Annotated in this window: 26 protein-coding genes; 17 read left to right on the top strand and 9 right to left on the bottom strand. The window is 69.7% G+C overall.

Features of this window, described 5'->3' with window-relative positions; all coding sequences use genetic code 11:
- Nucleotides 1-18: 18 nt before the first annotated feature.
- Nucleotides 19-402: a thioredoxin family protein gene (locus tag ABS761_RS09655; RefSeq protein ID WP_350408101.1), complete on the top strand. Its 384-nt coding sequence runs from the start codon at nucleotides 19-21 to the stop codon at nucleotides 400-402.
- Here the strand turns inward: ABS761_RS09655 and ABS761_RS09650 are convergent.
- On the bottom strand, nucleotides 373-1,767 hold the full coding sequence (locus ABS761_RS09650; RefSeq protein WP_350408100.1) for a DEAD/DEAH box helicase: 1,395 nt from the start codon (nucleotides 1,765-1,767) through the stop codon (nucleotides 373-375). The genes ABS761_RS09655 and ABS761_RS09650 overlap by 30 nt on opposite strands.
- A 126-nt stretch (nucleotides 1,768-1,893) precedes the next feature.
- On the opposite strand from ABS761_RS09650, the gene ABS761_RS09645 reads away from it, so the two are divergent.
- The 4 genes from ABS761_RS09645 to ABS761_RS09630 are packed head-to-tail and all read left to right on the top strand — an operon-like array spanning nucleotide 1,894 to nucleotide 4,602.
- Nucleotides 1,894-2,814, top strand: a complete 921-nt coding sequence (locus ABS761_RS09645) for a branched-chain amino acid transaminase (protein WP_350408099.1) — start codon at nucleotides 1,894-1,896, stop codon at nucleotides 2,812-2,814.
- A gap of 2 nt (nucleotides 2,815-2,816) precedes the next feature.
- On the top strand, nucleotides 2,817-3,026 hold the full coding sequence (locus ABS761_RS09640; protein WP_350408098.1) for a zinc-finger domain-containing protein: 210 nt from the start codon (nucleotides 2,817-2,819) through the stop codon (nucleotides 3,024-3,026).
- Nucleotides 3,027-3,079: 53 nt separating this feature from the next.
- A complete protein-coding gene (locus tag ABS761_RS09635; RefSeq protein WP_350408097.1) occupies nucleotides 3,080-3,502 on the top strand; it encodes a YybH family protein in 423 nt (140 codons plus the stop codon).
- 14 nt (nucleotides 3,503-3,516) lie between these two features.
- Entirely contained in the window at nucleotides 3,517-4,602 is a 1,086-nt protein-coding gene (locus ABS761_RS09630; protein ID WP_350408096.1) for a YheT family hydrolase, read from the top strand.
- On the opposite strand, the gene ABS761_RS09625 is transcribed toward ABS761_RS09630, so the two are convergent.
- Together ABS761_RS09625 and ABS761_RS09620 are read right to left on the bottom strand one after the other, a co-directional pair.
- Nucleotides 4,592-6,067, bottom strand: a complete 1,476-nt coding sequence (locus ABS761_RS09625) for a M48 family metalloprotease (protein WP_350408095.1) — start codon at nucleotides 6,065-6,067, stop codon at nucleotides 4,592-4,594. The genes ABS761_RS09630 and ABS761_RS09625 overlap by 11 nt on opposite strands.
- Nucleotides 6,064-6,921 carry a cytochrome c oxidase assembly protein gene (locus tag ABS761_RS09620; protein ID WP_350408094.1) on the bottom strand — a complete coding sequence of 286 codons (858 nt, stop codon included), beginning with the start codon at nucleotides 6,919-6,921 and terminating at the stop codon, nucleotides 6,064-6,066. Before ABS761_RS09620 ends, ABS761_RS09625 begins: the two co-directional genes overlap by 4 nt.
- Before the next feature lie 141 nt (nucleotides 6,922-7,062).
- Between ABS761_RS09620 and ABS761_RS09615 the strand changes: the two genes are divergently transcribed.
- The 7 genes from ABS761_RS09615 (at nucleotide 7,063) to ruvB (ending at nucleotide 13,603) form a co-directional block, all read left to right on the top strand.
- A complete protein-coding gene (locus ABS761_RS09615) occupies nucleotides 7,063-8,214 on the top strand; it encodes an FAD-dependent monooxygenase (RefSeq protein WP_350408093.1) in 1,152 nt (383 codons plus the stop codon).
- Between the two features lie 47 nt (nucleotides 8,215-8,261).
- A complete protein-coding gene (gene dusB / locus ABS761_RS09610) occupies nucleotides 8,262-9,281 on the top strand; it encodes a tRNA dihydrouridine synthase DusB (protein ID WP_350408092.1) in 1,020 nt (339 codons plus the stop codon).
- Between the two features lie 18 nt (nucleotides 9,282-9,299).
- Nucleotides 9,300-9,539, top strand: a complete 240-nt coding sequence (locus ABS761_RS09605) for a helix-turn-helix domain-containing protein (RefSeq protein WP_502881404.1) — start codon at nucleotides 9,300-9,302, stop codon at nucleotides 9,537-9,539.
- Between the two features lie 66 nt (nucleotides 9,540-9,605).
- A complete protein-coding gene (purH, locus tag ABS761_RS09600; RefSeq protein ID WP_350408091.1) occupies nucleotides 9,606-11,198 on the top strand; it encodes a bifunctional phosphoribosylaminoimidazolecarboxamide formyltransferase/IMP cyclohydrolase in 1,593 nt (530 codons plus the stop codon).
- Between the two features lie 69 nt (nucleotides 11,199-11,267).
- A complete protein-coding gene (ruvC, locus tag ABS761_RS09595) occupies nucleotides 11,268-11,816 on the top strand; it encodes a crossover junction endodeoxyribonuclease RuvC (protein ID WP_350408090.1) in 549 nt (182 codons plus the stop codon).
- Nucleotides 11,817-11,856: 40 nt separating this feature from the next.
- Nucleotides 11,857-12,438 carry a Holliday junction branch migration protein RuvA gene (gene ruvA, locus ABS761_RS09590; RefSeq protein ID WP_350408089.1) on the top strand — a complete coding sequence of 194 codons (582 nt, stop codon included), beginning with the start codon at nucleotides 11,857-11,859 and terminating at the stop codon, nucleotides 12,436-12,438.
- Nucleotides 12,439-12,541: 103 nt separating this feature from the next.
- Nucleotides 12,542-13,603 carry a Holliday junction branch migration DNA helicase RuvB gene (gene ruvB / locus ABS761_RS09585; RefSeq protein WP_350408088.1) on the top strand — a complete coding sequence of 354 codons (1,062 nt, stop codon included), beginning with the start codon at nucleotides 12,542-12,544 and terminating at the stop codon, nucleotides 13,601-13,603.
- Between the two features lie 87 nt (nucleotides 13,604-13,690).
- Here the strand turns inward: ruvB and recQ are convergent, their stop codons facing one another.
- The 3 genes from recQ to ABS761_RS09570 form a co-directional block, all read right to left on the bottom strand.
- Complete coding sequence (recQ, locus tag ABS761_RS09580; RefSeq protein WP_350408087.1) at nucleotides 13,691-15,511, bottom strand: DNA helicase RecQ; 1,821 nt, start codon at nucleotides 15,509-15,511, stop codon at nucleotides 13,691-13,693.
- Between the two features lie 81 nt (nucleotides 15,512-15,592).
- Nucleotides 15,593-16,642, bottom strand: coding sequence for a cytochrome d ubiquinol oxidase subunit II (locus ABS761_RS09575; protein ID WP_350408086.1), 1,050 nt, complete (start codon nucleotides 16,640-16,642; stop codon nucleotides 15,593-15,595).
- Nucleotides 16,639-17,976: a cytochrome ubiquinol oxidase subunit I gene (locus ABS761_RS09570; protein WP_350408085.1), complete on the bottom strand. Its 1,338-nt coding sequence runs from the start codon at nucleotides 17,974-17,976 to the stop codon at nucleotides 16,639-16,641. The genes ABS761_RS09575 and ABS761_RS09570 overlap by 4 nt, the downstream gene beginning before the upstream one ends.
- Nucleotides 17,977-18,031: 55 nt before the next feature.
- Between ABS761_RS09570 and ABS761_RS09565 the strand changes: the two genes are divergently transcribed.
- The 4 genes from ABS761_RS09565 (at nucleotide 18,032) to minE (ending at nucleotide 21,798) form a co-directional block, all read left to right on the top strand.
- Nucleotides 18,032-19,789, top strand: a complete 1,758-nt coding sequence (locus tag ABS761_RS09565; protein ID WP_350408084.1) for a glutamine--tRNA ligase/YqeY domain fusion protein — start codon at nucleotides 18,032-18,034, stop codon at nucleotides 19,787-19,789.
- Nucleotides 19,790-19,794: 5 nt separating this feature from the next.
- Entirely contained in the window at nucleotides 19,795-20,580 is a 786-nt protein-coding gene (minC, locus tag ABS761_RS09560; RefSeq protein ID WP_350408083.1) for a septum site-determining protein MinC, read from the top strand.
- Nucleotides 20,581-20,710: 130 nt separating this feature from the next.
- A complete protein-coding gene (gene minD, locus ABS761_RS09555; RefSeq protein WP_350408082.1) occupies nucleotides 20,711-21,526 on the top strand; it encodes a septum site-determining protein MinD in 816 nt (271 codons plus the stop codon).
- A gap of 2 nt (nucleotides 21,527-21,528) precedes the next feature.
- The gene (gene minE / locus ABS761_RS09550) at nucleotides 21,529-21,798 is read left to right on the top strand and encodes a cell division topological specificity factor MinE (RefSeq protein WP_350408081.1); all 270 of its coding nucleotides are present in this window, start codon (nucleotides 21,529-21,531) and stop codon (nucleotides 21,796-21,798) included.
- Between the two features lie 89 nt (nucleotides 21,799-21,887).
- On the opposite strand, the gene ABS761_RS09545 is transcribed toward minE, so the two are convergent.
- The gene (locus ABS761_RS09545) at nucleotides 21,888-22,772 is read right to left on the bottom strand and encodes an AEC family transporter (protein WP_350408080.1); all 885 of its coding nucleotides are present in this window, start codon (nucleotides 22,770-22,772) and stop codon (nucleotides 21,888-21,890) included.
- Nucleotides 22,773-22,906: 134 nt separating this feature from the next.
- On the opposite strand from ABS761_RS09545, the gene ABS761_RS09540 reads away from it, so the two are divergent.
- Nucleotides 22,907-23,962: an XdhC family protein gene (locus tag ABS761_RS09540; RefSeq protein WP_350408079.1), complete on the top strand. Its 1,056-nt coding sequence runs from the start codon at nucleotides 22,907-22,909 to the stop codon at nucleotides 23,960-23,962.
- 73 nt (nucleotides 23,963-24,035) lie between these two features.
- Here the strand turns inward: ABS761_RS09540 and ABS761_RS09535 are convergent, their stop codons facing one another.
- On the bottom strand, nucleotides 24,036-24,668 hold the full coding sequence (locus tag ABS761_RS09535; protein WP_350408078.1) for a nucleotidyltransferase family protein: 633 nt from the start codon (nucleotides 24,666-24,668) through the stop codon (nucleotides 24,036-24,038).
- Between the two features lie 6 nt (nucleotides 24,669-24,674).
- A complete protein-coding gene (locus ABS761_RS09530) occupies nucleotides 24,675-25,442 on the bottom strand; it encodes a GntR family transcriptional regulator (RefSeq protein WP_350408077.1) in 768 nt (255 codons plus the stop codon).
- Nucleotides 25,443-25,445: the final 3 nt, after the last annotated feature.

The following is a 25,445-nucleotide window of genomic DNA, read 5'->3' as shown; positions in this document are numbered from 1 at the left end:
AACCGGATCGCCGCCCGTATGACCGTCTTTAACCCCCGCACCGATCTGCCGGCGCTGCGCGAGCGTCTCGAGGCCCATGCGGGCCTGAGGATCGCCTGTTATTGCGCCGCGTGGTGCGACACCTGCACGCAATACCGGCCCGCCTTCGAGGAATTGGCCCGGCGCATGCCCGAGGCCTTGTTCCTCTGGATCGACATCGAGGATGATCCAGAATGGCTGGGGGACGAGGACGTCGAGAATTTCCCGACCTTGCTGCTGCAGGACCAGGGGGGTACGCGATTCTGGGGAACTCAGTTGCCGCACATCCAGCACCTCGAGCGCCTGGCGCGCGCGGCGGGATCGATGCCGCCCGTCGACGCCGGGCCCGGCGACCTAAAAGAGTTTATGGGCGCCGCCGCCTAGCAGGACGCCCACGGCGCGGCCCGTGGACACGACGACCGGGCTCGCGACCGATGATTCCGCCGGCGGCGCGTCCGCATCGCGCGGCGCGGGGACGTAAGGCTTGGTAAAGAAATCATCCACCGGCGCATCGTCGTGCCAGTGGTGCGGGCCGCCGCGATGGCTGCCGACGGGGCGGCGGCGCGAGGCGCGGGGCAGGTCGAGCTCGCCACGCGGGATCTGGACCTTGATGAGTTTCTCGATGTCGGACAGGTAGCGTTCCTCGTCGGGGGCAAAGAACGCGATGGCCTCGCCCGAGGCCCCGGCCCGGCCGGTGCGGCCGATGCGGTGGACGTAATCCTCGGCGTTGTAGGGCAGATCGTAGTTGATGACGCAGGGTACCCCGGCGACATCCAGGCCGCGCGCGGCCACGTCGGTGGCCACCAGGACCTCGAGGTCGCCGGCCTTGAAGGCGTCCAGCGCCTTCATGCGCTCGATCTGGGACTTGTTGCCGTGGATGGACTCGGCGCGCACGCCGTCCTGCGCCAACTGGCGCGCCAGGCGGCTGCAGCCGATCTTGGTGTTGGAAAAAACGATGACCTGGTTCAGATTGCGCGATTTCACCAGGTGCACCACCGCCCGGCGCTTGTCGTCGCCGGCCAGGGGATAGGCGACCTGGGTGACGGTGTCGGCCGTCGCGTTGGGGCGGGCGACCTCGACCTCGACCGGATTGCGCAGAAAGGTGCGTCCGAGCTTGCGGATCTCGTTGCTGAAGGTCGCCGAGAACAGCAGGCCCTGCCGCCCCTCGGGCAACAGCCGCATGATGCGGTCCAGATCGGGCAGGAAGCCCATGTCGAGCATGCGGTCGGCCTCGTCCAGCACCAGGATGCCGACTTGTCCGAGGTTGACGTTGCGCTGCTCGACATGGTCGAGCAGGCGGCCCGGCGTGGCGATGAGGATCTCGCAACCCTGGCGCAGCAGGTCGCGCTGCGGCCGGATGTCGACGCCGCCGAACACCACGGCGGTGCGCAGCGGCACGTGGCTGCTGTAGAGGGCGACGTTGGCGTGCACCTGGTCGGCGAGCTCGCGCGTGGGCGTGAGGATCAGCGCGCGCACCGGGTGGCGGGCCGGGGAGGCGCTGTTGCTGGCAAAGGGCATCAGCCGGTGCAGGATCGGCAGCGAGAAGGCCGCGGTCTTGCCCGTGCCGGTCTGGGCGGCGCCCATGACGTCGCGCCCCGCCATGGCCAGCGGGATCGCGGCGGCCTGGATCGGGGTCGCCGAGGCATAGCCGGTCGCCTCGACCGCTTGCATGATGCCCGGGTGCAGGCCGAAGCTGGAAAAGGGAACGGGTTGCGCGACGGGGGGGTCGGTGCGAGGGGTTTCAGTCATCTGTGGCCGTTGTTGCGCGCGCCGCCGCGATGGGGCACGCGCGTCCATAACCTGTCTATTTTAGCGCGCTTAGCTCGAGGCCGGGCAATTGGTACAATAAACGCCTTCCCATCGAAGGAGAACGCGATGTCCATGGCAGACCGCGACGGCTTTATCTGGTATGACGGCAAGCTGGTTCCGTGGCGCGAGGCCACCACGCACGTGCTGACGCACTCGCTGCACTACGGGCTGGCGGTATTCGAGGGCGTCAGGGCCTACAAGACCGATCACGGCACCGCGATCTTCAGGCTCGCCGACCACACGCGCCGCCTGTTCAATTCGGCCCATATCTACCAGATGCGGATTCCGTATTCCCAGGACGCGATCTCCGAGGCCCACATCGAGGTCGTGCGCCGCAACGCGCTGGAATCCTGCTATATCCGTCCGCTGGTGTTCTACGGCTCGGAAAAAATGGGCGTCTCGCCGCGCGGCGCCTCGGTCCACGTCGCCATCGCCGCCTGGCCCTGGGGCGCCTATCTGGGCGAGGACGCCCTGCGTCAGGGCATCCGGGTCAAGGTCTCGTCCTACGCGCGCCAACACGTGAACGTCACCATGCCGCGCGCCAAGGTCGCCAGCACCTACGCCAATTCGATCCTGGCCAACGCCGAGGCGCTGGACCACGGCTACGACGAGGCCATCCTGCTCGACACCGATGGCTTCGTGGCCGAGGGCTCGGGGGAAAACATCTTCATGGTGCGCGACGGCGTGCTGTACGAGCCCGAGATCGCCTCGGCGCTGACGGGCATCACCCGCAACACCATCCATCAACTGGCGGCGGAACTGGGCCTCCAGATCGTGACGCGGCGCCTGACGCGCGACGATCTGTACATCGCCGACGAGGCGTTCTTTACCGGCACCGCCGCCGAGGTCACCCCCATCCGCGAGATCGACGGCCGCCAGATCGGCGCCGGCGAACGCGGGCCGATCACCGGGCAATTGCAAAAGGCGTTCTTCGACGTCGTCAGCGGCAAGACCCCGAAATTCCACCACTGGCTCGCCAAGGTCTGAACATGAGCACCCCGCCCAAGGTCCCCGAGCAGGACATCATCTACGTCGGCGCCGACGATCTGCCGGTCCATTGCCCCGGCCCCAAATCCCCCCTGTGGAGCATGCACCCGCGCATCTACATCGAGGTCCTCAAGTCCGACGTGGCCAAATGCCAGTACTGCGGCGCGCGCTACGCGTTGCGCGAGGGCGAGAAAGTCCACGGCCACCACTAGCAAGACCCCGAGACCCGCCGGCGGCCCGGCCCCGGCGCTTTGCGACACACTCCATGTTTCCGACCCCCGAAGAAGCCGAATACGCTTTCTACGAAGCCATGCGCCAAGCCGATGTGGCCATGATGATGCGCGTCTGGGGGGATGACGAGGATATCGTCTGCATCCACCCGGGCGGCCTGCGCGTGATCGGCCAGAGCGCCGTGCGCGACGCCTGGGAGCATATCCTCGCCAACGGCCCGATCGCCGCGTTCCCGATGCGCGCCACGGTGATGACGGGCGTGATGAGCTCGGTGCACGTGCTGATCGAACAGCTCATGGTCGATACGCCGCGCGGCAAGGACACCCTGAACTTCTACACCACCAACATCTACCACAAGGGCCCGCAAGGCTGGCGGATGGTGGTGCATCACACCTCGAACGCGCCCCGCCAGGCGGAATTGTTCGATCTGCGGGGCGACTCGCAGACCGTGCACTGACCGGGGCCGGGGCCATGGGCGCGCACATCGACGCCAGCCAGTGCCCGGTTCCGGGCTGGCTGCCGGGCGGCCACGCGCAGACCCTGTACAGCGCCCTGTTCGCCCAACACCATCACGTCCATTTCGTGCGCGAACGCCTGGAGCTGGCCGATGGCGACTTCCTCGACCTGGACTGGTGCGGCCCGGGGCTGCACCCCGAGCGCCTGCCCGATGGCGCGGCCGCGCCACACGAGGCCGCGCTGGCTCCGACGGGCGCGCGGCGCTGGATGCACGACGACGACTGGGCGCGGCTGCCCGCCGATTGCGACGCACTGATCCTGTTCCACGGCCTCGAGGGCGGCAGCCTCAGCCACTACAGCCAATCGATCGCGCACTATTTCCGGGCGCGCGGCTGGGTCGTGGCGATCGCCCACTTCCGCGGCTGCTCGGGCTTTCCCAACCGCATGGCGCGCGCCTATTACTCGGGCGACACGCCCGAAATCGAGAGCCTGCTGCAACACGCGCGCCGCCGCCTGCCGGGCGCGCGCTGGCGCGCCGCCGGGATCTCGCTGGGCGGCAACGCGCTGCTGAAATACCTGGGCGAGGCGGGGGCCGGCGCCATCCCGCTCGAGGCCGCGGCCGCGGTCTCGGTGCCCATGGACCTGCCCGCCTGCGGGCGCAAGCTCTCGGACACCTTTCTCGGCCGCCACCTGTATTCGCGCTATTTCCTGCGGACGATCCGGCGCAAGATCCTCGGCAAGGCCGACAGTTTCCCGGGCTCGATCGACGTCATGCGCACCCAGCAGCTACGCACGTTGCGCGAGCTCGATGATCTGTACACCGCGCCCATGCACGGCTACCGCAATGCGCTGGACTACTGGACGCGCGCCTCCAGCCTGCCGCTGCTGCAGGGCATCCGCCTGCCGACGCTGATCCTGAACGCGCGCAACGATCCGCTCGTGCCCCAGGCCTCGCTGCCCGGTTCGCGCGACGCCTCCGACGCCGTCCTGCTGCACCAGCCCGCGCAGGGTGGGCACACGGGGTTCGCCACGGGCGCCTTTCCCGGCAACCTGCTGTGGCTGCCGGCGCGCCTGGCGGGCTATTTCGACACTATGACTTGAAGCGTTCCAGCAAGGCGCGCCGAGTCTCGAGCTCGTCACGCAGGGCGCGGATGCGGGTGTCCAGCCTGGACTGCTCGTAGAAATCATCGCTCAGGGTGCGGGCCTGCTGCAAAAGCTCGACCGCCGTGGACAGGGCGCCGGTCTCTTCGTGATAACGGGCCATCGCCTCGCGGGCCTCGACCGCATTGCCCAGATGATCGAGGCTGCCGGCGAGCAGCTTTTGGAAATCCGCGGCCTCGGGCCACTGGCGGACGCGAGCCTGCAGGAACTCGACGGCCGCCTGGTCGCGGCCGGCCGCTTGCAGCGCCTGCGCGTAGGCCACCGCCACCCCCTGGCTGCCGGGCCAGCGGCGCCAGGCCGCGGCGGCGGTCTCGAGGGCGTCGCGGCCCTGCGCGCGCTCGAGCTGGATCGCCAGGACATCCAGCAGCGCGGCCGAGCCGGCCGCGCGCGCCTCGGTCAGGCGCTGGCTGGCCGCCTCATAGTCCTTGGCCTGCCAGTCCAGCCAGGCCAGGCCGTACAGGGCGGCGGCCTTGCGCACCCCCTGGGCCTCTTTCGCGTCGGTGCGCAGGGACAACTGCATACGCTGGCGGTCCGCATTGGACTGCGACTGGATCAGGCCCAGGCGCACCCGCGAGAACCAGAACCCGGCGCTGTCGGCGTGGGCCTTGGGCGCATACTCGCGCACGCGATTCTCGATGTCGGACATGCGCTGGATCGACAGCGGGTGGGTGGAGGCATAGCCGCCCCCGCGGCCTTCGTTCAGGCGCGAGGCGTTCATCAGGCGGCGGAACATCTCGACCATGCCGCGCGTGTCGAAGCCGGCCTGGCGCATCATCTGCAGGCCGGCGCGATCGGCCTCCTGCTCGGCGCTGCGCGAAAAACCCAGTTGGCGGTCGATGGCGGCGGCCTGACCAAAGGTGGCGACCCCCATGGCCAGGTCCCCCTGGCCGGCCAGCGCCGCCAGCAACGCCCCGACCATGCTGGCGACCATGATGCCGGTGCTCTGGGACTGCTGCGAAATCCCGCGCGCGATGTGGCGCTGCATGACGTGGCCGATCTCGTGGGCGAGCACCGCCGCCAGCTCGGACTCGCTCTGGGCGGCATACACCAGCCCGCTGTTGACGCCGATGTAGCCGCCGGGCATGGCGAAGGCGTTGATCTGCGGATCGCGCACCGGAAAGACGGTGATGCGCTGCTCGAGGGGCTGGGGCGCGTGCGCCGCCAGATCGCGGCCCAGCGCGGTCAGGTATTGATTGATGTCGGGGTCGGCGATGTAGGTGGGGTCGTGGCGGCCCTGCTCCATGATGGCGTCGCCCAGCAGGCGCTCGACCGGGGGCGAGAGCTCGTCGGACGAGGCCGAACCCATGCTGGGCAAGCCGGTGGGCTGCGCCGGCAAGGCGCAGGGCACGGCGAGCGCGGCCGCCAGGCACAGGCCGCGCGCCCACCCGGGTACGCGGCCGTTCATCCGGTGCCGGCCGGCGCGGGCCGTTGCCGGCGCGGGCGCTGCGGCAGGCGGTTGCGCTTGGACAGCCGCATCAGGGTGCCCAGCGCGACCATCAGGCCGAAGGTCTCGATCAGGCCCGCCGGGATCCACATGATCAAGCCGCCGAAAATCTGGTCATCGACGGCGCTGAAGTCCGACAGGGCGCGGCCGCACAGGTCGAACACCGGGTAGATGTCGTGCTCGGTGAACACGATGACCGCGCCGGCAATCATCTGCGGCACCATGGTGAGGATCGGCGAAAAGATCCGCGCGCCCGGACTCATGGCCGCCGGGGGGCTGGGGCGCCGATCGAGGATCAGGTTCCAGTACAGGCAGCCGCTGATCACCACCGACCAGTTCATGAAGCGGTAGATGCGCCAGTCCAGCATCGAGTAGAACTGGACGGTGGGCTCGAGCCAGACGAGCACCAGTGCGACGAACAGCAGCGGCACGAGCACCTTGTGCGTGGCCAGGGCCTCGATGACGCGGACTGCGCGGTTGTGTCGCCGTGCGCGGGCCAGCGCCGTGCGCCAGGCCAGCGGCAGGCCGGCGCGCATCACCTGGCCCGGAAACGCGGCCATCACCAGCAAGGGGCCCAGGTGATGCAGGACCAGGTGCTGCAGGCGATGGATGAAGAACATGCGTTCGGCGTAGTAGTCGATGCGGGTGTGCAAGGACAGATACAGCACGATCATGCCGGCCCAGAACAGCCACTGGCGGACCTTGCCCACGCGGTGCGCCCGGCGGCCGCGCACGAACAGGGCCGCGGCGGCGAGGAACACGAGCACGAACGTGGGCGAGAATTCCCAGGGCCGCAGCCAGCCGAGAACATCCATCGGAAAGACCATCCGTCGAGGAAAATGACCTCGCTAGTTTAAAGCATTTGGGGGCGACCCCACGGCGCGGCGCCGAGGGCCGCCGACTCCACTAAAATGAGCAATTCCTCGTCCACGGACGCGCTTCGCGACAGGCTCCCCATGGCTACTCCCGCATACGACATCGCGATCATCGGCACCGGGCCGGTGGGCTGCGCCCTGGCGCTGTGCCTGGCGCGGCGCGCGCCCGACCCCGGGCGCATCGCGCTGCTGGGCCCGGAACCGGCGCCGTGCGCCGAGGGCCGCTCGGTGGATCCGCGCACCCTGGCGCTGAACCACGGCAGCCGCGCGCTGCTCGAGTCCCTGGACGCCTGGCCGGCGCATGCGGCCGAGATCCTGACCGTCCACGTCTCGCAGGCCGGCCACCTGGGCCGCACCCTGATCGACCACCACGACCTGGGCGTGCCGCGCCTGGGCTGCGTGGTCTCCTACGACGAGGTCCTGGCCGCGCTGCACGCGGCGGCCCGCGCCAGCGGCATCGAACGCATCCTCGAGCGCCCCGGCCGCCCCCGGCCGGGCAGGCCGGTGCGACTGCGGGTGGGCGACCTGGATCTCGACGCGCGCGCCGCGCTGGTCTCGGACGGCGAGCGTCCGCGCGGACTGCACCGCGAATACGGCCAGCACGCCGTGCTGTCCACTATCCGCGCGTCCCGGCCGATCCCCGGCCGCGCCTTCGAACGCTTCACGCGCCACGGCCCGCTGGCCCTGTTGCCCCATCCCGACGGCGGAGACCTGTACAGCCTGGTCTGGTGCGTCCCGCCCGACCGCGCGCGGGCCCTCGAAGCCCTGGACGACGACGCCTTCGGCGCCGCCTTGCAGCAGGCCTTCGGCCAGCGCCTGGGCGCCTTGGGCAAGATCGGCGCGATGCACGTCTTTCCCCTGTCGATGCATGCGGGGCCGGCCCTGCGGGGCACCGGCGTGGCCTCGGTGGGCAACGCCGCCCAAACCTTGCATCCGGTCGCCGGGCAGGGGCTGAACCTCGGCCTGCGCGACGCCGCGCAACTGGCCGATGCCCTGGCGCCCTGGCTGGCCAGGCCCGACGAGGACGTCCAGCCCGCGCTGGAGCGCTTCGCCAGCCGGCGCCGCATCGACCGCGGCCTGACCCTGGCCGTCACCGATACCCTGCCCCGGGTGTTCGCCACCGGCAACCCGCTGCTGCGGCATCTGTGCGGCGCGGCCCTGGCGGCGCTGGACCTCGCCCCGGCGCTGCGCGCGCCGCTGGCGCGGCACCTGCTGCAGGGGCAACGCCATTAACATTAAGGCCCGCCAACGCGGTTTCCTCAAGGGTTAAAATGCCGCCCATGCGCATTGGTTCCTGGACCCTTCCCCACCCCGTTTGTGCGGCGCCGATGGCCGGCGTCACCGATCGCCCCTACCGGCGGCTGTGCAAGGCCCTGGGGGCCGCCTACGCGGTCTCGGAAATGGCGGCCAGCAACCCCCGGCTGTGGGACAGCGTCAAGACCTCGCGGCGAATCGACCACGCGGGCGAGCCCGATCCCATCGCGGTGCAGATCGCCGGCGCCGATCCCAACATGCTCGCCGAGGCGGCGGTGTTCAATATCCGCAAGGGCGCGCGCATCATCGACATCAATATGGGCTGTCCGGTGAAAAAGGTCTGCAGCGTGGCCTCGGGCTCGGCCCTGCTGCGCGACGAGGCCCTGATCGCGCGCATCCTCGAGCGCGTAGTGTCCAGTTGCGCGCCGCTGGGCGTGCCGGTGACCCTCAAGACCCGCACCGGCTGGGATCGCGACAGCCGCAACGCGGTGCGCGTCGCGCGCCTGGCCGAGGACTGCGGCGTCGCGGCGCTGACCCTGCACGGCCGCACGCGCTGCGACCTGTACGCGGGCGAGGCCGAGTACGACACCATCCGCGAGGTGCGCGCGGCCATTCGCATTCCGCTGATCGCCAACGGCGATATCGACACGCCCGAAAAGGCCCGCCAGGTGATGGACTACACTGGAGCCGACGCGATCATGATCGGCCGCGCGGCGCAGGGGCGCCCATGGATCTTTCGCGAGATCGCGCACTACCTGGCGCACGGCCGGCACCTGCCCGCGCCGACCTACGGTGAACTGCGCGGGCATCTGCTCGAGCACCTGGAGGATCACTATACGTTTTACGGCGAGCGCACCGGCGTGCGCTCGGCGCGCAAACACATCGGCTGGTACCTCGAGGGCCTGCCGGAGGCCGGCGAACTGCTGCCCGGCATCATGACCCTCGAAACCACCGGCGAGCAGACCGCGGCGCTGGAGCGCTGGTTCGACGGCCGGGACCTCGGCGCCCGGGCCGAGCCCGCCGGCGCCATGCCCCATCGACACTGACACATGACAAAAGCAAGCATGATGAGCACCACACCACTGGAACGAGCCGTGCGCGACCAACTGGATCGCTATTTCGAGGACCTGGGCGACTCCGAGGCGCACAACGTCCTGTCCATGGTGACTCATTGCGTCGAACGCACGGTCCTGCAAGTCGCCCTCGAGCGCACCGCGGGCAACCAGTCGCGCGCCGCCGACATGCTGGGGATCACGCGCGGCACCCTGCGCAAGAAACTCCAGGCCCACGGCCTCGCGGCCTAGGGCGCCCCGGCCGCCGCGCCGCCGCCCACGCACCGATTTCCCACTCTCTCATCCATTGTTCCCGTTATGACCATCCAGACCGCTTTGATCTCGGTATCCGACAAATCGGGCATCGTCGAATTTGCCCAGGCCCTCGCGCAGCGCGGCGTGCGCCTGCTGTCCACCGGCGGCACGGCGCGCCTGCTCGCCGAGGCCGGCCTCGAGGTGACCGAGGTGGCCGCCCACACCGGCTCCCCCGAGATTCTCGATGGCCGCGTCAAGACCCTGCATCCGCGCATCCACGGCGGCCTGCTGGCGCGCCGCGACAGCGCCGAGCACATGCGCACCCTGGCCGAGCAGGACATCCCGCCCATCGACCTGCTGGTGGTGAACCTCTATCCCTTCCAGAAAACCGTCGCCAAGCCCGACTGCATCCTGGCCGACGCGATCGAGAATATCGACATCGGCGGCCCGGCCATGCTGCGCTCGGCGGCCAAGAACCACGGTTCACCGGCCGGCGGCGTGACGGTGGTGATCGACCCGGTCGACTACGCGCGCGTGCTGGCCGATATGGACGGCCCCCAGCACCAGCCGTCTTACGGCCTGCGCCTCGAGCTCGCCGCCAAGGTCTACGCCCATACCGCCGCCTACGACGGCGCCATCGCCGACTACCTCAGCAGCCTGGCGGCCCGCGAGCCGGCGCCCGAGGCCGCGCCGCCGCGCGAGGACTGGCCGCGCACCCTGACGATCCAGATGCGCCGCGAGCAGGTGCTGCGCTATGGCGAAAACCCGCACCAGAAGGCCGCCTTCTACCGTGACGCGCAGGTGCGCCCCGGACTGCTCGCCGGCTACCGCCAGATCCAGGGCAAGGAGCTCTCCTACAACAACATCGCCGACGCGGATGCCGCCTGGGAATGCGTGCGCGACTTCCAGACGCCGGCCTGCGTGATCGTCAAACATGCCAACCCCTGCGGCGTGGCGCTGGGCGCCGATGCGCACGCGGCCTACCGCCGCGCCTTCCAGACCGACCCGACCTCGGCCTTCGGCGGCATCATCGCCTTCAACACGCCGGTCGACGAGGCCGCCGCGCAGGCCATCGGCGAACAATTCGTCGAGGTGCTGCTGGCGCCGGCCTACACCGGCAGCGCCCTCGCCCTGCTCTCGGCCAAAAAGAACGTCCGCGTGCTCGAGGTCGCGGCGGGTGCGGGCCACAATCCCTACGACGTCAAGCGCGTGGGCGGCGGCTGGCTGGTCCAGGATCCGGACGCGGCGCCGCTCGGCGCGGCCGACGTGCGCATCGTGACCCGCCAGGCGCCCACCGAGGCACAAATGCGCGACCTGCTGTTCGCCTGGACCGTGGCCCGGCACGTCAAGTCCAACGCCATCGTCTTCGTCGGCCAGGGCATGACGCTGGGGGTGGGCGCCGGCCAGATGAGCCGCATCGATTCGGCGCGCATCGCCTCGATCAAGGCCGAAAACGCCGGCCTGACCCTGGCGGGCTCGGCCGTCGCCTCGGACGCGTTCTTTCCGTTTCGCGACGGCCTGGACGTGGTGGCCGAGGCCGGCGCGACCTGCGTGATCCAGCCCGGCGGCAGCATCCGCGACGACGAGGTGATCGCCGCGGCCGACGAACGTGGACTTGCCATGGTGTATACCGGCATCCGCCACTTCCGCCACTAGGGCCCGGTGGCGCCACTCAAGGAGTCGCGAAGGCATGAAAAATCCGCTCGATCGTGTGAACAGGCCCTGATGCGCATCCTGGGCATCGATCCGGGCCTGCGGCGCACCGGCTTCGGCGTCATCGAGGTCCGGGGCGCCGCCCTGCGCTATGTCGCCAGCGGCACCATCGTGGCGCCCTCGACGCTGGCCCTGGCCGAGCGCCTCAAAGTCATCCTCGACAATCTGCGCGAGGTGGCGCGCGATGCCCGGCCGGACGTGGCCGCCATGGAAAAGGTGTTTCTCAACGCCAACCCGCAGTCCACCCTGCTGCTGGGCCAGGCGCGCGGCGCGGCGCTGTGCGCGCTGGCCGACAGCGGCCTGGCGGTGCATGAATACACCGCCCTGCAAATCAAGAAATCCGTGGTCGGCACCGGGCGCGCCGCCAAGGAGCAGGTCCAGGCCATGGTGCGCCGCCTGCTGTCGCTGGACGGCGACCCGGCGCCCGACGCCGCCGACGCGCTCGCCTGCGCCATCTGCCACGCGCACTTCGAGCCGCTGGCCCGGCGACTCGACACCCTGGCGGGCATGCCGCCGGCCCGGGGCGCGCGGCGCATCCGCGCGGGCCGGCTGATCACATGACGCCGACCCGCCGTCGACGGACCCCTCACAGGAGCTCATCATGATCGGCCGCATCACCGGCACCCTGCTGGAACTCACCCCCCCCACGGTCTGTATCGAGGCCGGCGGACTGGGTTATGAAATCGACGTGCCCATGAGCACGCTGTACAAGCTGCCGCCGGTCGGCCAGACCGTCACCCTGCACACCCACCTCGCGGTGCGCGAGGACGCGCACGTGCTGTACGGATTTTCCAGCCGCGACGAACGCGCGGCCTTTCGCGCGCTGATCAAGGTGACGGGCATCGGCGCGCGCACCGCGCTGTCCCTGCTCTCGGGAATGAGCGTGGCCGACCTGGCCGATGCGGTCGAGCTGCAGGAATCGGGCCGGCTGATCAAGGTGCCCGGGATCGGCAAGAAAACCGCCGAGCGGCTGCTGCTCGAACTGCGCGGCAAACTGGCGCCCGCAACCGGCGATGCGCGCGCCATGGACACCGGCCGCGGCGCGGGCGACGACGTGCTCAACGCCCTGCTGGCACTGGGCTATTCCGCCGCGGAATCGCGCAAGGCCCTCGAGGCCCTGCCCAAGGGGCTGGACGTCTCGGACGGCATCCGCCAGGCGCTGAAGTCCCTGGCGCGCGGCTAGGCGCGGGCGGCCCCGCGCGCGCAAACGCGGCGCCGGCGGCTCCCGCGCCGGGCCGCAGTGGTGTTAGCATACGACGGATACTGTATATCGACACAGCGTTTTCATGGCCATCCAACCCGACTCCCTGTCCAGCTCGCCCTTCGAGGCGCGCCTGGTCACCCCCGAGATCGCCTCCCCCGCCGAGGACTCGATCGAGCGCGCGCTGCGCCCCCGGACGCTGGGCGACTACGTGGGCCAGGCGCGGGTGCGCGAACAGCTCGACATCTTCATCGCGGCCGCGCGCGGCCGCGGCGAGGCCCTCGACCACGTCCTGCTGTTCGGCCCGCCGGGCCTGGGCAAGACCACCCTCGCGCATATCATCGCCCACGAGATGGGCGTGCAATTGCGCCAGACCTCGGGGCCGGTGCTCGAGCGTCCCGGCGACCTGGCGGCCATGCTGACCAACCTCGAACGCAACGATGTGCTGTTCATCGACGAAATCCACCGCCTCTCACCCGTGGTCGAGGAAATCCTCTATCCCGCCCTCGAGGACTTCCAGATCGACATCATGATCGGCGAGGGGCCGGCCGCGCGCAGCGTCAAGATCGACCTGCAGCCCTTCACGCTGGTGGGCGCCACCACGCGCGCCGGCATGCTGACCAACCCGCTGCGCGACCGGTTCGGGATCGTGTCGCGGCTCGAGTTCTACAGCGCCGAGGACCTCGCCCACATCGTCGGCCGCAGCGCCGGGCTGCTGGGCGCCAACGCGACCGCCGAGGGCGCGGCCGAAATCGCCCGCCGCGCGCGGGGCACGCCGCGCATCGCCAACCGCCTGTTGCGCCGCGTGCGCGACTACGCCGAGGTCAAGGCGGGCGGGCGCATCGACGTCCAGGTCGCGCACGCCGCGCTCGCCATGCTCGAGGTCGATCCCCAGGGGCTGGACCTGATGGACCGCAGGCTGCTCGAGGCCGTGGTGCACAAGTTCGACGGCGGCCCGGTGGGCGTGGACAGCCTGGCGGCGGCCATCGGCGAGGAGCGCGACACCATCGAGGACGTGATCGAGCCCTACCTGATCCAGCACGGCTACCTGCAACGCACCCCGCGCGGCCGCATGGCCACGCGCCGCTGCTGGCAGCACCTGGGCCTCAAGGCCCCGGCGGGCGGGTCGGAATCCGATCTGTTCTAGCACCCTGCTCGGTGAATACCCGCACCCCAATCCGGATGCGCCGAGCAGGACACTGATAGGGCCGCCTCGGGGCGCGCCCCCCCGGCCTCAATCGCGCAACTGCAGGACACAGGCCACCACGTCGGGGCCGTAGGTCTCGAGCTTGCGCTCGCCCACCCCGCTGACGCCGGCCAGCGCATCCAGGCTGTCGGGATTGCGCAGGGCGATTTCGCGCAGCGTCGCATCGTGAAAGATCACATACGCCGGTACGCTGTGCGCGCGCGCCACGCGGCCGCGCCAGGCGCGCAGGTGCTCGAAGCGCGCCAGGGCATCGGGCGGCAGGGCGTCCAACTGCGCCGCCGTGGTGGTGCGCTGGCGGCGGGGCTTGACGCGCTTGGTGTCCACGGGGCGCAGCATCAGGGTGCGCTCGCCCCTCAGCACGGCGCGGCTGGCCTCGGTCAGGGCCAGGGTGCCATAGCCTTCCAGATCCACCGTCAGCAGGCCCAGGGCCAGGGCCTGGCGCAGGACACCGCGCCAGGCGTCCACCGACAGGTTCTCGCCCACTCCAAAAACGCTCAGCGCCTGGTGCTCATGCTGTTTCACCCGGTCCGTCAGTTGGCCGCGCAGAATGTCGATCAGATGGCCGCCGCCAAAGCGCTGGCCGCGTTCGCGCCACAGGCGGTAGATGGCCGACAGCAGCTTTTGCACGGCGACCGTGCCGTCCCAGGCCGCCGGGGGCTCGAGGCAGGTGTCGCAATTGCCGCAGGGCTCGATGGCCTGTCCAAAATAGGCGAGCAGGTCCTGGCGCCGGCAGGTGACGGTCTCGCACAAGGCCAGCATGGCGTCCAACTGGCGCACCTGGCGGCGCTGGTGCAGGGCGTCGCCCTCGGAATCGTCGATCATGCGCCGCTGCTGCACCACGTCCTGCAGGCCGTAGGCCAGCCAGGCATCGGCGGGCAGGCCGTCGCGCCCGGCGCGCCCGGTCTCTTGGTAATAGCCCTCGATCGACTTGGGCAGGTCGATGTGGGCGACGAAGCGCACGTCGGGCTTGTTGACCCCCATGCCGAAGGCGATGGTGGCGACCATGACGATGCCGTCCTCGCGCAGAAAGCGCGCCTGGTGGTCGGCGCGGGTGCGCGCGTCCAGCCCGGCGTGGTAAGGCAAGGCGGCGATGCCGTGACGCGACAGGAACTCCGCCGTCTGCTCGACCCGCGCGCGCGACAGGGCATAGACGATGCCGCATTCCCCGGCATGCTCGGCGCGGATGAAGTCCAGCAACTGGCGGCGCACCTCGTGCTTTTCCACGATGCGGTAGCAGATGTTGGGCCGGTCGAAACTGGCGACGAAGCGGGGCGCATCCTCGAGCCCCAGGCGCGTGGCGATCTCGGCGCGCGTGGCGTCGGTGGCGGTCGCGGTCAGCGCGATGCGCGGCACCTCGGGCCAGCGCTCGGCGAGGACGGACAGGCCCAGGTATTCCGGCCGGAAGTCATGGCCCCACTGCGACACGCAGTGCGCCTCGTCGATGGCGAACAGGGCGATGCGGCCGCGCTCGAGCAATTCCATGCAGCGCGGCGTGAGCAGGCGCTCGGGTGCGACATACAGCAGGTCGAGCTCGCCCTGTGCATAGGCCCGCTCGACGCGCCGGGCCTCGGCCGCGTCCTGCGAGGAATTCAAGAACGCCGCCCGCACGCCGAGCTCGAGCAGGGCATCGACCTGGTCCTGCATCAAGGCGATCAGCGGCGAGACCACCACGCCGGTGCCGGGCCGCACGATGGCCGGGATCTGATAGCACAGGGACTTGCCCCCGCCGGTGGGCATCAGCACCAGGGCGTCGCCCCCGGCGACCACGTGCTCGATGATGTGTCCCTGTTCGCCCCGGAAGGACTCGTAGCCGAAAATCTGCCTCAGGGTTTCCAGGGGGGAGGTCATGCGAAAGCGTAGCGGAAGAAAGTTGCGTGAGGCCCCTATCATAGCCCGGCGGCGGGCGGCGCCCGGAACCGGCGCGCCCGCTCAGCCCGGAAAGCTCGGCGGCTCGGGGGGCCGCGAACGGCCGAACATGCGCCAATAGACCCAGAGGTTGAAGATCAGCGCCACCGGCAGCGCGATCACGGTGGCCGACAGCCCCAGGCGCAGGGTCTCGACAGGCGCGGCCGCGTCCCAGATCGTCACCTCGTCGAGGACGAGATAAGGGAAAAAGCTGTAAGCCAGGCCGCCCAGCACCACGAGGAACATCGCCAGCACCAGCCCGAAGGGCACGGCCGAGGCGCGGTAGCTGTGGTTGATCATGCGCTGCAGGGTCATTTCGGCCAGGACGAAGCACGTCAGCAGGACGCCCCAGGTCGCGCCGACCATCCAGCCGCGCGTCGCGTCGCCCCATTTCAGGAACACGCCCGCATTAGAGAAATCCAGCACCACCGACACGCCGACGGCGGCCACCGCCGTCCAGCGGATGGCCCGCCGCGCCCAAGTGACCGCGCGCATGCGCAGCTCGCCGCCCTCGCGCATCATCAGCCAGGCGGCGCCCAGCAGGCCGTACGCCGCCACGGCGCAGCCGCCCATGGCGACGGCAAAGCCGGTATAGCCGGGGCCGGACTCGTAGCCGACCGCGATGCGCGCCAGCATGGCGCCATGCGCAAAGGCGGTCAGCAGCGACCCCAGCCCGAAGCCGATCTGCCAGCGCCCTTGGAGCTCCGCCGGGGCGCGCAGGCGCAGCTCGAAGCAGGCCGAGCGCAGCAGCGTGCCCAGGGCCAGCAACGACATCGGCCCATACAGGCGGCCCAGGGTCTCGGCCCAGGCATAGGGAAAGGCGGCGGCATACAGGCCGATCCCGAGGAACATCCAGAATTCGTTGGCGTCGCGCCAGGGGCTGAGCAGCGACAGCATGCGCGGGCGCAAGGCTCGCGGCGCGATCAGGGACAGGCAGCCGACGCCAACGTCGAAACCGTCGAGGACCACGCCGGCGACGACGATGACAAAGAACACCCCGGCAAACGCCAGGGGCATCCAGAAGGCCGGGTCCTGGGCGCCCAGGCCGAGGATGGCGGCCAGCGACTCGATCATGCGCGCCCCCTGCGCCGGGCCACCGGCACCACGCCGTAGCGCGTGATGTGGCGCAGCAGTTGGTAAAAGCCCAGCAGCAGCACCGCATACACCAGCACATAGGCCAGGGTGATGGCGGCATGCTCGCCCAGATCGGTGACTGCATCGAGCTCGCGCAGGGTCACCGTGCCATAAATGGCGTAGGGCATGGCGCCGATGAATACGTGCGCAAACCCCGCGATCTGGATCACGCAGGCGAGCACCGTCGACAGGCGCAGGGCGGCGCGGCCGAGCGGCCGCAACCCGTCGGGCTCATGGCCCAGGCGCCAGCCGCGCCACCAGGCCGCGACCGCGATCAGCGCCAGCAAGGCCCCCGCCAGCAGGGCCACCCGCAACGTCCAGTAGGTGGCCAGGACCGGCGGCGTCATCCCCGAGAAATGGTCCAGGCCGCGCACCTCGCCGCCGGGATCGCGCGCGATCCAGCCCGGCGCCTCGATGGGCCAGCGCCACTCCCAATCGTTGGCCTGCCGCTCGGCGTCCGGCCAGGCCGCCACGGTCAGCTCGGCGCTCGGGGTGCTGTGCCACTGCGGCACCACCGCGGCCGCGCGCGCGGGCTGCGCGGGCATCAGCACACGGCCCAGGTTGACCACCAGCGCGGCCTGCGCCAGGATGCAGACGAGCAGCAGCCACACGCCGGTGGCGTAGACGCGGCGGTCGCCCTCGTCGCTGGGGCGCGTGCGCGTGCGCACCGCCGTGACGGCCAGCATCAAGGCGGCGGCGACCATCAGGCCGCCCACCGCCATCAGGCCGAACAGCGTGGGCGCGAGACGGCCGCCGAGGATCGGCAACCAGCTACGCACCTGATAGCGTCCGTCCACCAGCGAGGCGCCGATCGGCATCTGGGTCCAGGCCATGAAGGCCATGATCCAGTACGCGGTCAGGCTCGCGCCCACCACCACCATGAACACCGTGAGCGTATGCGTCCCGTCCGACAGGCGGCGCTGCCCATACAACATGGCGCCCAGAAAGCAGGACTTGAAGACAAAGGCGGTGAGCACGGCGGCGGCGACCAGCGGCCCGGCGACCTCGCCGGCCTTTTCCATGAAGTCCGGCCACAACGTGCCGAGCTGGATCAGGACGGGAATCGCGGCGGCGAAACTGAGGATCAGCGACAGGGCATACACCCGGACCCAAAATCGGTAGGCCAGCATCCACGACGCATCGCCCGCGCGGGCGCGCAGGCGAAGGTACAGCAGCACCCAGGCCAGGCCGAGCTCGAGCGCCAGGAACGCCAACATGAACCCGAGGCTCGTCAGGAATTGGGCCAGCGACAGAAACAATGCCGTTTGCGTCATAATGTGCGCTAGTTTATAGCTCTGTCCGCCATTTGCGCGCATTTCATCCAACTCTATGACCACAGACTCCCCGTCCGCGCCGATCTCCAACTTCCTGCGCACCATCATCGACAACGACCTCAGGGCCGGCCGCACCGCGGGCCGACTCTGGGCCGGCCGCCCCGGTCCGGCCGAGGTCCGTCGACAGGGCGAGGCCGACCCGGCGCGCATCCGCACCCGTTTCCCACCCGAGCCCAACGGCTATCTGCACATCGGACACGCCAAGAGCATCTGCCTGAATTTCGGCCTGGCACGCGACTACCAGGGGGCCTGCCACCTGCGCTTCGACGACACCAATCCCGAGAAAGAGGAGGACGAATACGTCCAGGCCATCATCGAGATGGTGCACTGGCTGGGGTTCGATTGGACGCACCATGGGCAGGAGCACCTGTATTACGCCAGTGATTATTTCGAGGTCATGTACCGCTTTGCCCAGGCGCTGGTCGCGAGCGGGCACGCCTACGTCGACGAGCAAAGCGCGGACCAGATGCGGGCCACGCGCGGCACGCTGACCGAGCCGGGCACCCACTCGCCCTGGCGAGACCGGCCGGCCGCCGAATCCCTGGCCCTGCTCGACGAAATGCGCCGCGGCGTCCACCCCGACGGCCGCATGGCCCTGCGCGCGCGCATCGACATGGCCTCGCCCAACATCAATATGCGCGACCCGGTGCTCTATCGCATCCGGCACGTCAGCCACCACCGCACGGGCGACGCCTGGTGCATCTACCCCATGTACACCTGGGCCCACCCGGTCGAGGATGCGCTCGAGGGCATCACGCACAGCATCTGCACCCTCGAGTTCGAGGACCAGCGCCCCTTCTACGACTGGATCCTCGAGCGCCTGGTCGAGCTGGACCAGCTCGCGGCCCCCCTGCCCCGCCAATACGAATTCGCGCGCCTGAACCTCAGCTACGTGGTGACCAGCAAGCGCAAACTGCGCCAACTGGTCGAGGAACGGCACGTCGCCGGATGGGACGATCCGCGCCTGCCGACGCTGGCCGGCCTGCGCCGGCGCGGCTACACTCCCTCCTCGATCCGCCTGTTCTGCGAGCGCCTCGGGGTCTCCAAGGCCGACTCGCGCATCGACTACGCCACGCTCGAGCAGGCGCTGCGCGACGACCTGGACCCGGTCGCGCCGCGCGCCGTCGCGGTCCTCGACCCGCTCAAGCTCATCATCACCAACTTCCCAGAGGATCAGGTCGAGCCCTGTTCGGCGCCGATCAACCCGCACGCCCCGGACGGTGCCCTGCGCCATTTCCCCTTCACGCGCGAGCTCTGGATCGAGCGCGACGATTTCCGCGAGGATCCCCCCCGGAAATACTTCCGCCTGTTCCCCGGCAACCTGGTCCGCCTGAAGTACGCCTACATCGTGCGCTGCACGGGCTGCGTCAAGGACGCGCAGGGACGCATCGTCGAGGTCCATGCCGAATACCTGCCCGAGACCCGCAGCGGCACGCCGGGGGCGGACTCGGTCAAGGTCAAGGGCACCGTGACCTGGGTCAGCGCCGACAGCGCGGTGCCGGCCGAGGTCCGCCTGTACGACCGGCTGTTTTCCGAGGCGCACCCCGACGCGGGCGACAAGGACTTCCTTGCGGCCCTCAACCCCGACTCGTGCCGCGTCGTGCAGGCCCTGCTCGAGCCGGGCACGCGGGCCGAGCCCGGCACCGCCTGGCAGTTCGAGCGGCTGGGCTACTTCGTCGCCGACCGCGAGGACTCGACCGCCGAGCGACCCGTCATCAACCGCGCGGTGACCCTGCGCGACACCTGGGTTTGAATACCGTGAGCGCCACCCCAAAGATCGCCCTGGACTTCAAGAGCGCCACCCTCTATGCCCTGCGTGCGGTGCTGCACAGCCCCGACACCAGCGCCCTGATCGCCGCCCTGGACCAGCGCATGGCCGAGGCCGGCGCATTCTACGAAAACGAGCCGGTCGTGCTCGATGCGCTGGCGCTCGAGCAGTCCCCGGACTGGGCGGCGGTCATCGCCGCGCTGCGCCGCCACGCGCTGTATCCCATCGGCGTGCTCGCCGAGGGCCCGGTGCGAGACCAGGCGATCGCCAGCGGCCTTGCGCCGGTCGAGGTCTCGGGCGCCCGCCAGGCGCCCGCCCAGGCGCAGGCCGCCCCGCAGGCCCCGGCCGACGCGCCGGAGGCGCCCCCCGCCACACCCAAGGCCGCGCGCCCGTCCCAGCCGGAGGCGGCCGATGCCGGCCCCGGCGACGCGGATGCGGACGCGGCCCCCGGCACCATGGTGATCCGCCATCCGCTGCGCTCGGGCCAGAGAATCTACGCGCGTGGCTGCGACCTGGTGGTGATCGGCATGGTCAGCCAGGGCGCCGAGGTGATCGCCGACGGCAACATCCACGTCTACGGCCCGCTGCGCGGCAAGGCGATGGCCGGCGCGCGCGGCGACACGCGGGCAATGATCCTGACGACCCAGCTCGACCCCGAGCTGCTGGCGATCGCGGGCGTCTACCGCGTGATCGAGACGCGCCTGTCCGACACCCTGCACAAGCAGCCCGCGCTGGTCCAGCTCGATGGCGACACCCTGCGCATCCGCCCGCTGTGAGGCCGGCGACCGACGCGGCGGGCGGCCCGCAATTTGTTGCGCGAGGACACGCGCGCACACAGATGGCCGCGTGAGGCGGCCCGTTTTGCTTTACGATTACATGATTTCGACAATAGGGGAATAATCCGTCATGGCGCGCATCGTTGTAGTGACCTCCGGCAAGGGCGGTGTGGGCAAGACCACCACCAGTGCAAGCTTCGCGGCCGGCCTGGCCATGCATGGCCACAAGACCGCAGTGATCGACTTCGACGTCGGCCTGCGCAACCTGGACCTGATCATGGGCTGCGAGCGCCGCGTGGTCTACGACTTCGTCAACGTCATCGGTGGCGAGGCCACGCTCAACCAGGCCCTGATCCGCGACAAGCAACTGGAAAACCTCTACATCCTGCCGGCCTCGCAGACGCGCGACAAGGACGCCCTGACTCGCAAGGGTGTCGAAAAAGTGCTGAACGACCTGGCCGACATGGACTTCGAATACATCGTGTGCGACTCGCCCGCCGGGATCGAGACCGGCGCGGTGATGGCCTCTTATTTCGCGGACGACGCGCTGGTGGTGACCAATCCCGAGGTGTCCTCGGTGCGCGACTCGGACCGCATCCTGGGCATCCTGTCGGCCAAGTCGCGGCGCGCCGAGCAAGGCGAGGAGCCCATCAAGGAACACCTGCTGCTGACGCGCTACAACCCGAAACGGGTGGCCGACGGCGAGATGCTCTCGCTCAAGGACATCGAGGACATCCTGCGGATCCGCCTGATCGGCGTGATCCCGGAATCGGAAACAGTGCTGCAAGCCTCCAACCAGGGGATTCCGGCCATCCACATTCGCGACAGCGACGTGGCGCTGGCCTATCAGGACGTGGTGGCGCGCTACCTCGGCGAGGACAAGCCGCTACGCTTTGTGGACTACGAGAAACCCGGCTTGCTCAAGCGCCTGTTCGGGGGGAAATAATCATGTCGTTCCTGGATTTTCTAAGGGGCCAGAAAAAATCCTCGGCCAGCGTCGCCAAGGACCGCCTGCAACTGATCCTGATCAACGAACGCGGCAGGGGGCGCAGCACGCCCGATTTCCTGCCGCAGTTGCAACGAGAGCTGATCGAGGTGATCTCCCGGTACGTGCACATCAACCCGGACGACATCAAGGTCAACCTCGACCGCCAGGACTCCCTCGAGGTGCTCGAGGTCAAGATCGAGATGCCGCAGGCCGAGGTCCGCGGCTCATAAGGCCCGGCCGCCCGCGGCGGGCCGCGCCCCCGGTGGAATGGCGCGCACCCGCGGCCCGAGTGTCCTGTCCGGCTAGGCCGTACCGGACACTAGACCAGGGTCAGCGTCAGCCACACCACCAGCGGAATGGTGGCGATCGACAATAGATTGCCCATGAGGACCACGCTCGCGACGGTGCCGGGCTCGACCTTGTAGTGCTCGCACAGCAGGTAGTTCAGCACCGCTGGCGGCAGCAGGGCCGACAGGGCCACCATCCGTGTCCACTCGGGCGTGAGCGGCAGCACCCACACCACGACGGCGAGGCTCAGGGCGCCGGCCAGCAGGTACATGCCGTTGATGCGCAGGGCCAGGCCCAGGTGATCGATGCGGTCCTGCGACAGGCGCACCCCGAGGCTGAACAACATCAAAGGCACGGCGATCTGGCCCAGCAGGTCCAGGCTGGTGAGGAGGAACTGCGGCAGCACGCCCGGCATCATGCCAAAGGCCAGGCCCAGCACCGCCGCCCAGATATTGGGATTGCGCAGCCACAGCCAGGTGTCGCGCCCGCCGGACAAAATGAACAATCCCACCGAGAAATGCAGCACGTTGGACAGGACGAACAGCACGACGATGTCGCCCAGCAGGTGCTTGCCGTAGGCCAGCATCATCAGCGGAATGCCGATATTGCCCGTGTTGCGAAAAATCCCGACCATGAGATAGGCGGGCCGGGCCAGGCCGGGCTTGCGCACACAGGCCAGGAAAAGCCCCGGCAGCAGGATGATCAGCACACCCGCCGCCAGCAGGGGCCAGCCTCTGACCAGGTCGATGGGGTTGGCGACCAGCGCCGAGAACACCAGCGCCGGCACGAACACCATGACATTGGCGTGGTTGATGAACGTCATGTCGGCCGTGCGCCGCTGGCGCCGCCCGAACACGAAACCCGTCGCCGCGATGGCAAAGACCGGAATGACGATATTCAACAGAGTGAGCAGCATGGCGGACGGACGGCGGTTCGCAGGCCGACAGTGTACAGCGCAACCCACGGCGGGGCGGCGGATGCGGATGCGGTCTGATTTTTGTCTACAATGACTGTGCGCATTCTTTCGCGGCGACAGGCCCATTCCCGATCATGGAAAACATCGACTTCATCGTACTCAAGGCGCTGGCCGACTGGCGCGCCCGGGGCCTGGCGGCCGTGCTCGTCACCGTGGTGCGCACCTGGGGATCGTCCCCCCGTCCCATCGGCTCCATCATGGCGCTGTGCCAGGACGGCACCGTGACGGGCTCGGTGTCGGGCGGCTGCATCGAGGATGATCTGATCGCCCGGCACCGGCCGGACGGCTCCGAGGGGACGGGCTGGCATACCCGGGGCGGCACGCAACTGTTGAAATACGGCGTCACCGCGGACGAGGCGCACCGCTTCGGCCTGCCCTGCGGCGGCACCCTGGAACTGGTCATCGAATACAACCCCGACCCGCAGGCCCTGCGGGAACTGCTCGGGCACCTCGAGGCCGGGCACCTGATGCACCGCACGCTGCGCCTTGCGGACGGCCGGGCGACGCTCACGGCCGCCGGCGCCCCCGCCGATCTCGCCATGGACGGCGAAACGCTCTCGGCCACCTTCGGCCCGAGCTACCGCATGCTGCTGATCGGGGCCGGCCAACTGGCCGAATACCTGGCCACCATGGCGCTGTTCTCGGGCTTCACCGTGACGGTCTGCGATCCACGCATCGAGTACACGCGCAGTTGGTCCGTCCCCGGCGCGCGACTCGTCTCGGACATGCCCGACGATGCGGTCATCGCCTGCCGGCCCGACCGCCGGACCTGCATCGTGGCCCTCAGCCACGACCCCAAGCTCGACGACCTGGCGCTGATCGAGGCCCTGGGCTCGGACGCCTTTTATGTCGGCGCCATCGGCTCACGCCGCAACCAGGACGCCCGCCGCCGCCGGTTGATCGAATACTTCGACCAGACCGAGGAATCCATGGACCGCCTGCGCGGCCCGGTCGGCATCTTCATCGGCAGCAAGACGCCGCCCGAGATCGCGGTCAGCATCATGGCCGAGATCATCGCCGTCAAGAACGGCATCCCGATCACCAAGGCGCTGGATGTGCGCACCGCCAAGGATGGCGGCTATGCCCTGGCGGGCCTGAGCGCGTCCTCCTGCGAGCTGCCCCGGGCCTGAGCCCGGCATCCCCAGGCCGCCGGCGGCGGCATCGGGGCGTGCGCCCGCGCGTCGGCGAATGCGCCGCGCCTGCTCAGCCCGCCGCCAAATCCCCCGGATGGTCGACATCGCGGAAGATCCCGGGGTCCGGCACCTCGATCTCGCACACCGGATGGGCCTTGAGCAGCTTGCGGGCGCCCTCGTCGCCGCCCAGCCGCAGCAGGCGCGGCAAGTGCGCGGCGCCAAAGGCCACGGGGTTGCCGCGCCGGCCCCCATGGACCGGAACGGCGATGGCGGCGCCCGCGGCCACGGCGCCGACCAGGGCGGCCAGGGTCTCGGGCCTCACATAGGGCATGTCGGCCAGGGCGATCAGGAACCCGTCCGCCGGCGCCGCCGCCCGCAGGCCGCAGACCAGCGACACCCCCATGCCCTGATCCGCATCGGCGCACACGACCGTGCGACAGCCGACGTCGCGCAGGACCTCGACCAGCTCGCCGCCGCCCGGCGGGACGACAGCGATGGCCGTGCCGGTCGCGGCCACCAGCGTCCGGGCGGCGGCCGCCGCCACCAGCCGGCCATCGGCCAGGGGTTGCAATAGCTTGTTGCGGCGGCCGGAGGGATCAAAACGCGACCCCCGGCCCGCCGCCAGCAGCACGCCGACAATCGTCGCGCCCACGGCGCCCTCTCCCGCCCCCAGACCCAACGCGATCTCCTTGAGTAGTGTCAACAGGCCCTAATCGAGCCCCAGCAGCAGCGACAGCTCGGACTTTTGCTCGGCGCGCCGCGGCTGCGCGCTTTGTTCGACGTGGCGCAAGTGCGCGTCCATGCAGGCCGCCGCCCGCTTCGGATCGCCCGAGGCGATGGCGTCGATGATCTCGGTGTGCTCGCGCGCCGAGCACGAGCGGCCCGGATGCCCGTGCCCGTCGGCCAGAAAAATCAGCGGCGTCTGGACCACCAGCCGCTCGAGAAAATCGGACAGCACCCGATTGTCGGCGCACTCGCCCAGCTTGATGTGAAAGCCCATCGACAGCCAGATGCCCGATCGCATGTCGCCGCTGTCGTAGCTGTCCTGCTCGGCCCTCACGAACGCGTGCAATTCCTCGATCCGGCGGGCCGACAGGGTGCCGGCCAGGCGTTCGATCAAGGCGATTTCCACGAGGCGGCGCGCCTCGAAGATCTGGTTCGCCTCTTTGCGCGAGGGGTTGGCCACGGCCGCCCCGTGATTTGCGCGCAGGCTCACGAGCTTGAGCGCCGCCAGGCGGGTGAGCGCCTTGCGGATCACGCCCCGCGTCACGCCGAACGCCTCGGCCAGGGGGACCTCCTTGAGCTTCATGCCCGGGGTCAGGCGGTGCTCGAGGATGCTGTCGAACAGCACCCGGTAGACGCGGTCCTCGCCGCTGTCCTCGCCGGCGGGCGATCCGCCCCCGGCATGGCGGGAGTGGAAATCGCTCAGGGCGTCTTCAAGCAAGGGATTGCGCCTGCCGGCGGGGTCCTGTTTCATGCG

This window comes from Castellaniella sp. GW247-6E4 (assembly GCF_040276065.1).
Classification (GTDB): Bacteria; Pseudomonadota; Gammaproteobacteria; order Burkholderiales; family Burkholderiaceae_B; genus Castellaniella.
The sequence above is the reverse complement of the archived record's forward strand: the minus strand, read 5'-3'. Positions and strand labels throughout refer to the sequence as shown.

Coding starts and splice junctions, on each gene's coding strand:
- ABS761_RS09655 (WP_350408101.1), top strand. CDS start 19: ATGACCGTCTTTAACCCCCGCACCGATCTGCCGGCGCTGCGCGAGCGT.
- ABS761_RS09650 (WP_350408100.1), bottom strand. CDS start 1,767: ATGACTGAAACCCCTCGCACCGACCCCCCCGTCGCGCAACCCGTTCCC.
- ABS761_RS09645 (WP_350408099.1), top strand. CDS start 1,894: ATGTCCATGGCAGACCGCGACGGCTTTATCTGGTATGACGGCAAGCTG.
- ABS761_RS09640 (WP_350408098.1), top strand. CDS start 2,817: ATGAGCACCCCGCCCAAGGTCCCCGAGCAGGACATCATCTACGTCGGC.
- ABS761_RS09635 (WP_350408097.1), top strand. CDS start 3,080: ATGTTTCCGACCCCCGAAGAAGCCGAATACGCTTTCTACGAAGCCATG.
- ABS761_RS09630 (WP_350408096.1), top strand. CDS start 3,517: ATGGGCGCGCACATCGACGCCAGCCAGTGCCCGGTTCCGGGCTGGCTG.
- ABS761_RS09625 (WP_350408095.1), bottom strand. CDS start 6,067: ATGAACGGCCGCGTACCCGGGTGGGCGCGCGGCCTGTGCCTGGCGGCC.
- ABS761_RS09620 (WP_350408094.1), bottom strand. CDS start 6,921: ATGGATGTTCTCGGCTGGCTGCGGCCCTGGGAATTCTCGCCCACGTTC.
- ABS761_RS09615 (WP_350408093.1), top strand. CDS start 7,063: ATGGCTACTCCCGCATACGACATCGCGATCATCGGCACCGGGCCGGTG.
- dusB (WP_350408092.1), top strand. CDS start 8,262: ATGCGCATTGGTTCCTGGACCCTTCCCCACCCCGTTTGTGCGGCGCCG.
- ABS761_RS09605 (WP_502881404.1), top strand. CDS start 9,300: ATGATGAGCACCACACCACTGGAACGAGCCGTGCGCGACCAACTGGAT.
- purH (WP_350408091.1), top strand. CDS start 9,606: ATGACCATCCAGACCGCTTTGATCTCGGTATCCGACAAATCGGGCATC.
- ruvC (WP_350408090.1), top strand. CDS start 11,268: ATGCGCATCCTGGGCATCGATCCGGGCCTGCGGCGCACCGGCTTCGGC.
- ruvA (WP_350408089.1), top strand. CDS start 11,857: ATGATCGGCCGCATCACCGGCACCCTGCTGGAACTCACCCCCCCCACG.
- ruvB (WP_350408088.1), top strand. CDS start 12,542: ATGGCCATCCAACCCGACTCCCTGTCCAGCTCGCCCTTCGAGGCGCGC.
- recQ (WP_350408087.1), bottom strand. CDS start 15,511: ATGACCTCCCCCCTGGAAACCCTGAGGCAGATTTTCGGCTACGAGTCC.
- ABS761_RS09575 (WP_350408086.1), bottom strand. CDS start 16,642: ATGATCGAGTCGCTGGCCGCCATCCTCGGCCTGGGCGCCCAGGACCCG.
- ABS761_RS09570 (WP_350408085.1), bottom strand. CDS start 17,976: ATGACGCAAACGGCATTGTTTCTGTCGCTGGCCCAATTCCTGACGAGC.
- ABS761_RS09565 (WP_350408084.1), top strand. CDS start 18,032: ATGACCACAGACTCCCCGTCCGCGCCGATCTCCAACTTCCTGCGCACC.
- minD (WP_350408082.1), top strand. CDS start 20,711: ATGGCGCGCATCGTTGTAGTGACCTCCGGCAAGGGCGGTGTGGGCAAG.
- minE (WP_350408081.1), top strand. CDS start 21,529: ATGTCGTTCCTGGATTTTCTAAGGGGCCAGAAAAAATCCTCGGCCAGC.
- ABS761_RS09545 (WP_350408080.1), bottom strand. CDS start 22,772: ATGCTGCTCACTCTGTTGAATATCGTCATTCCGGTCTTTGCCATCGCG.
- ABS761_RS09540 (WP_350408079.1), top strand. CDS start 22,907: ATGGAAAACATCGACTTCATCGTACTCAAGGCGCTGGCCGACTGGCGC.
- ABS761_RS09530 (WP_350408077.1), bottom strand. CDS start 25,442: ATGAAACAGGACCCCGCCGGCAGGCGCAATCCCTTGCTTGAAGACGCC.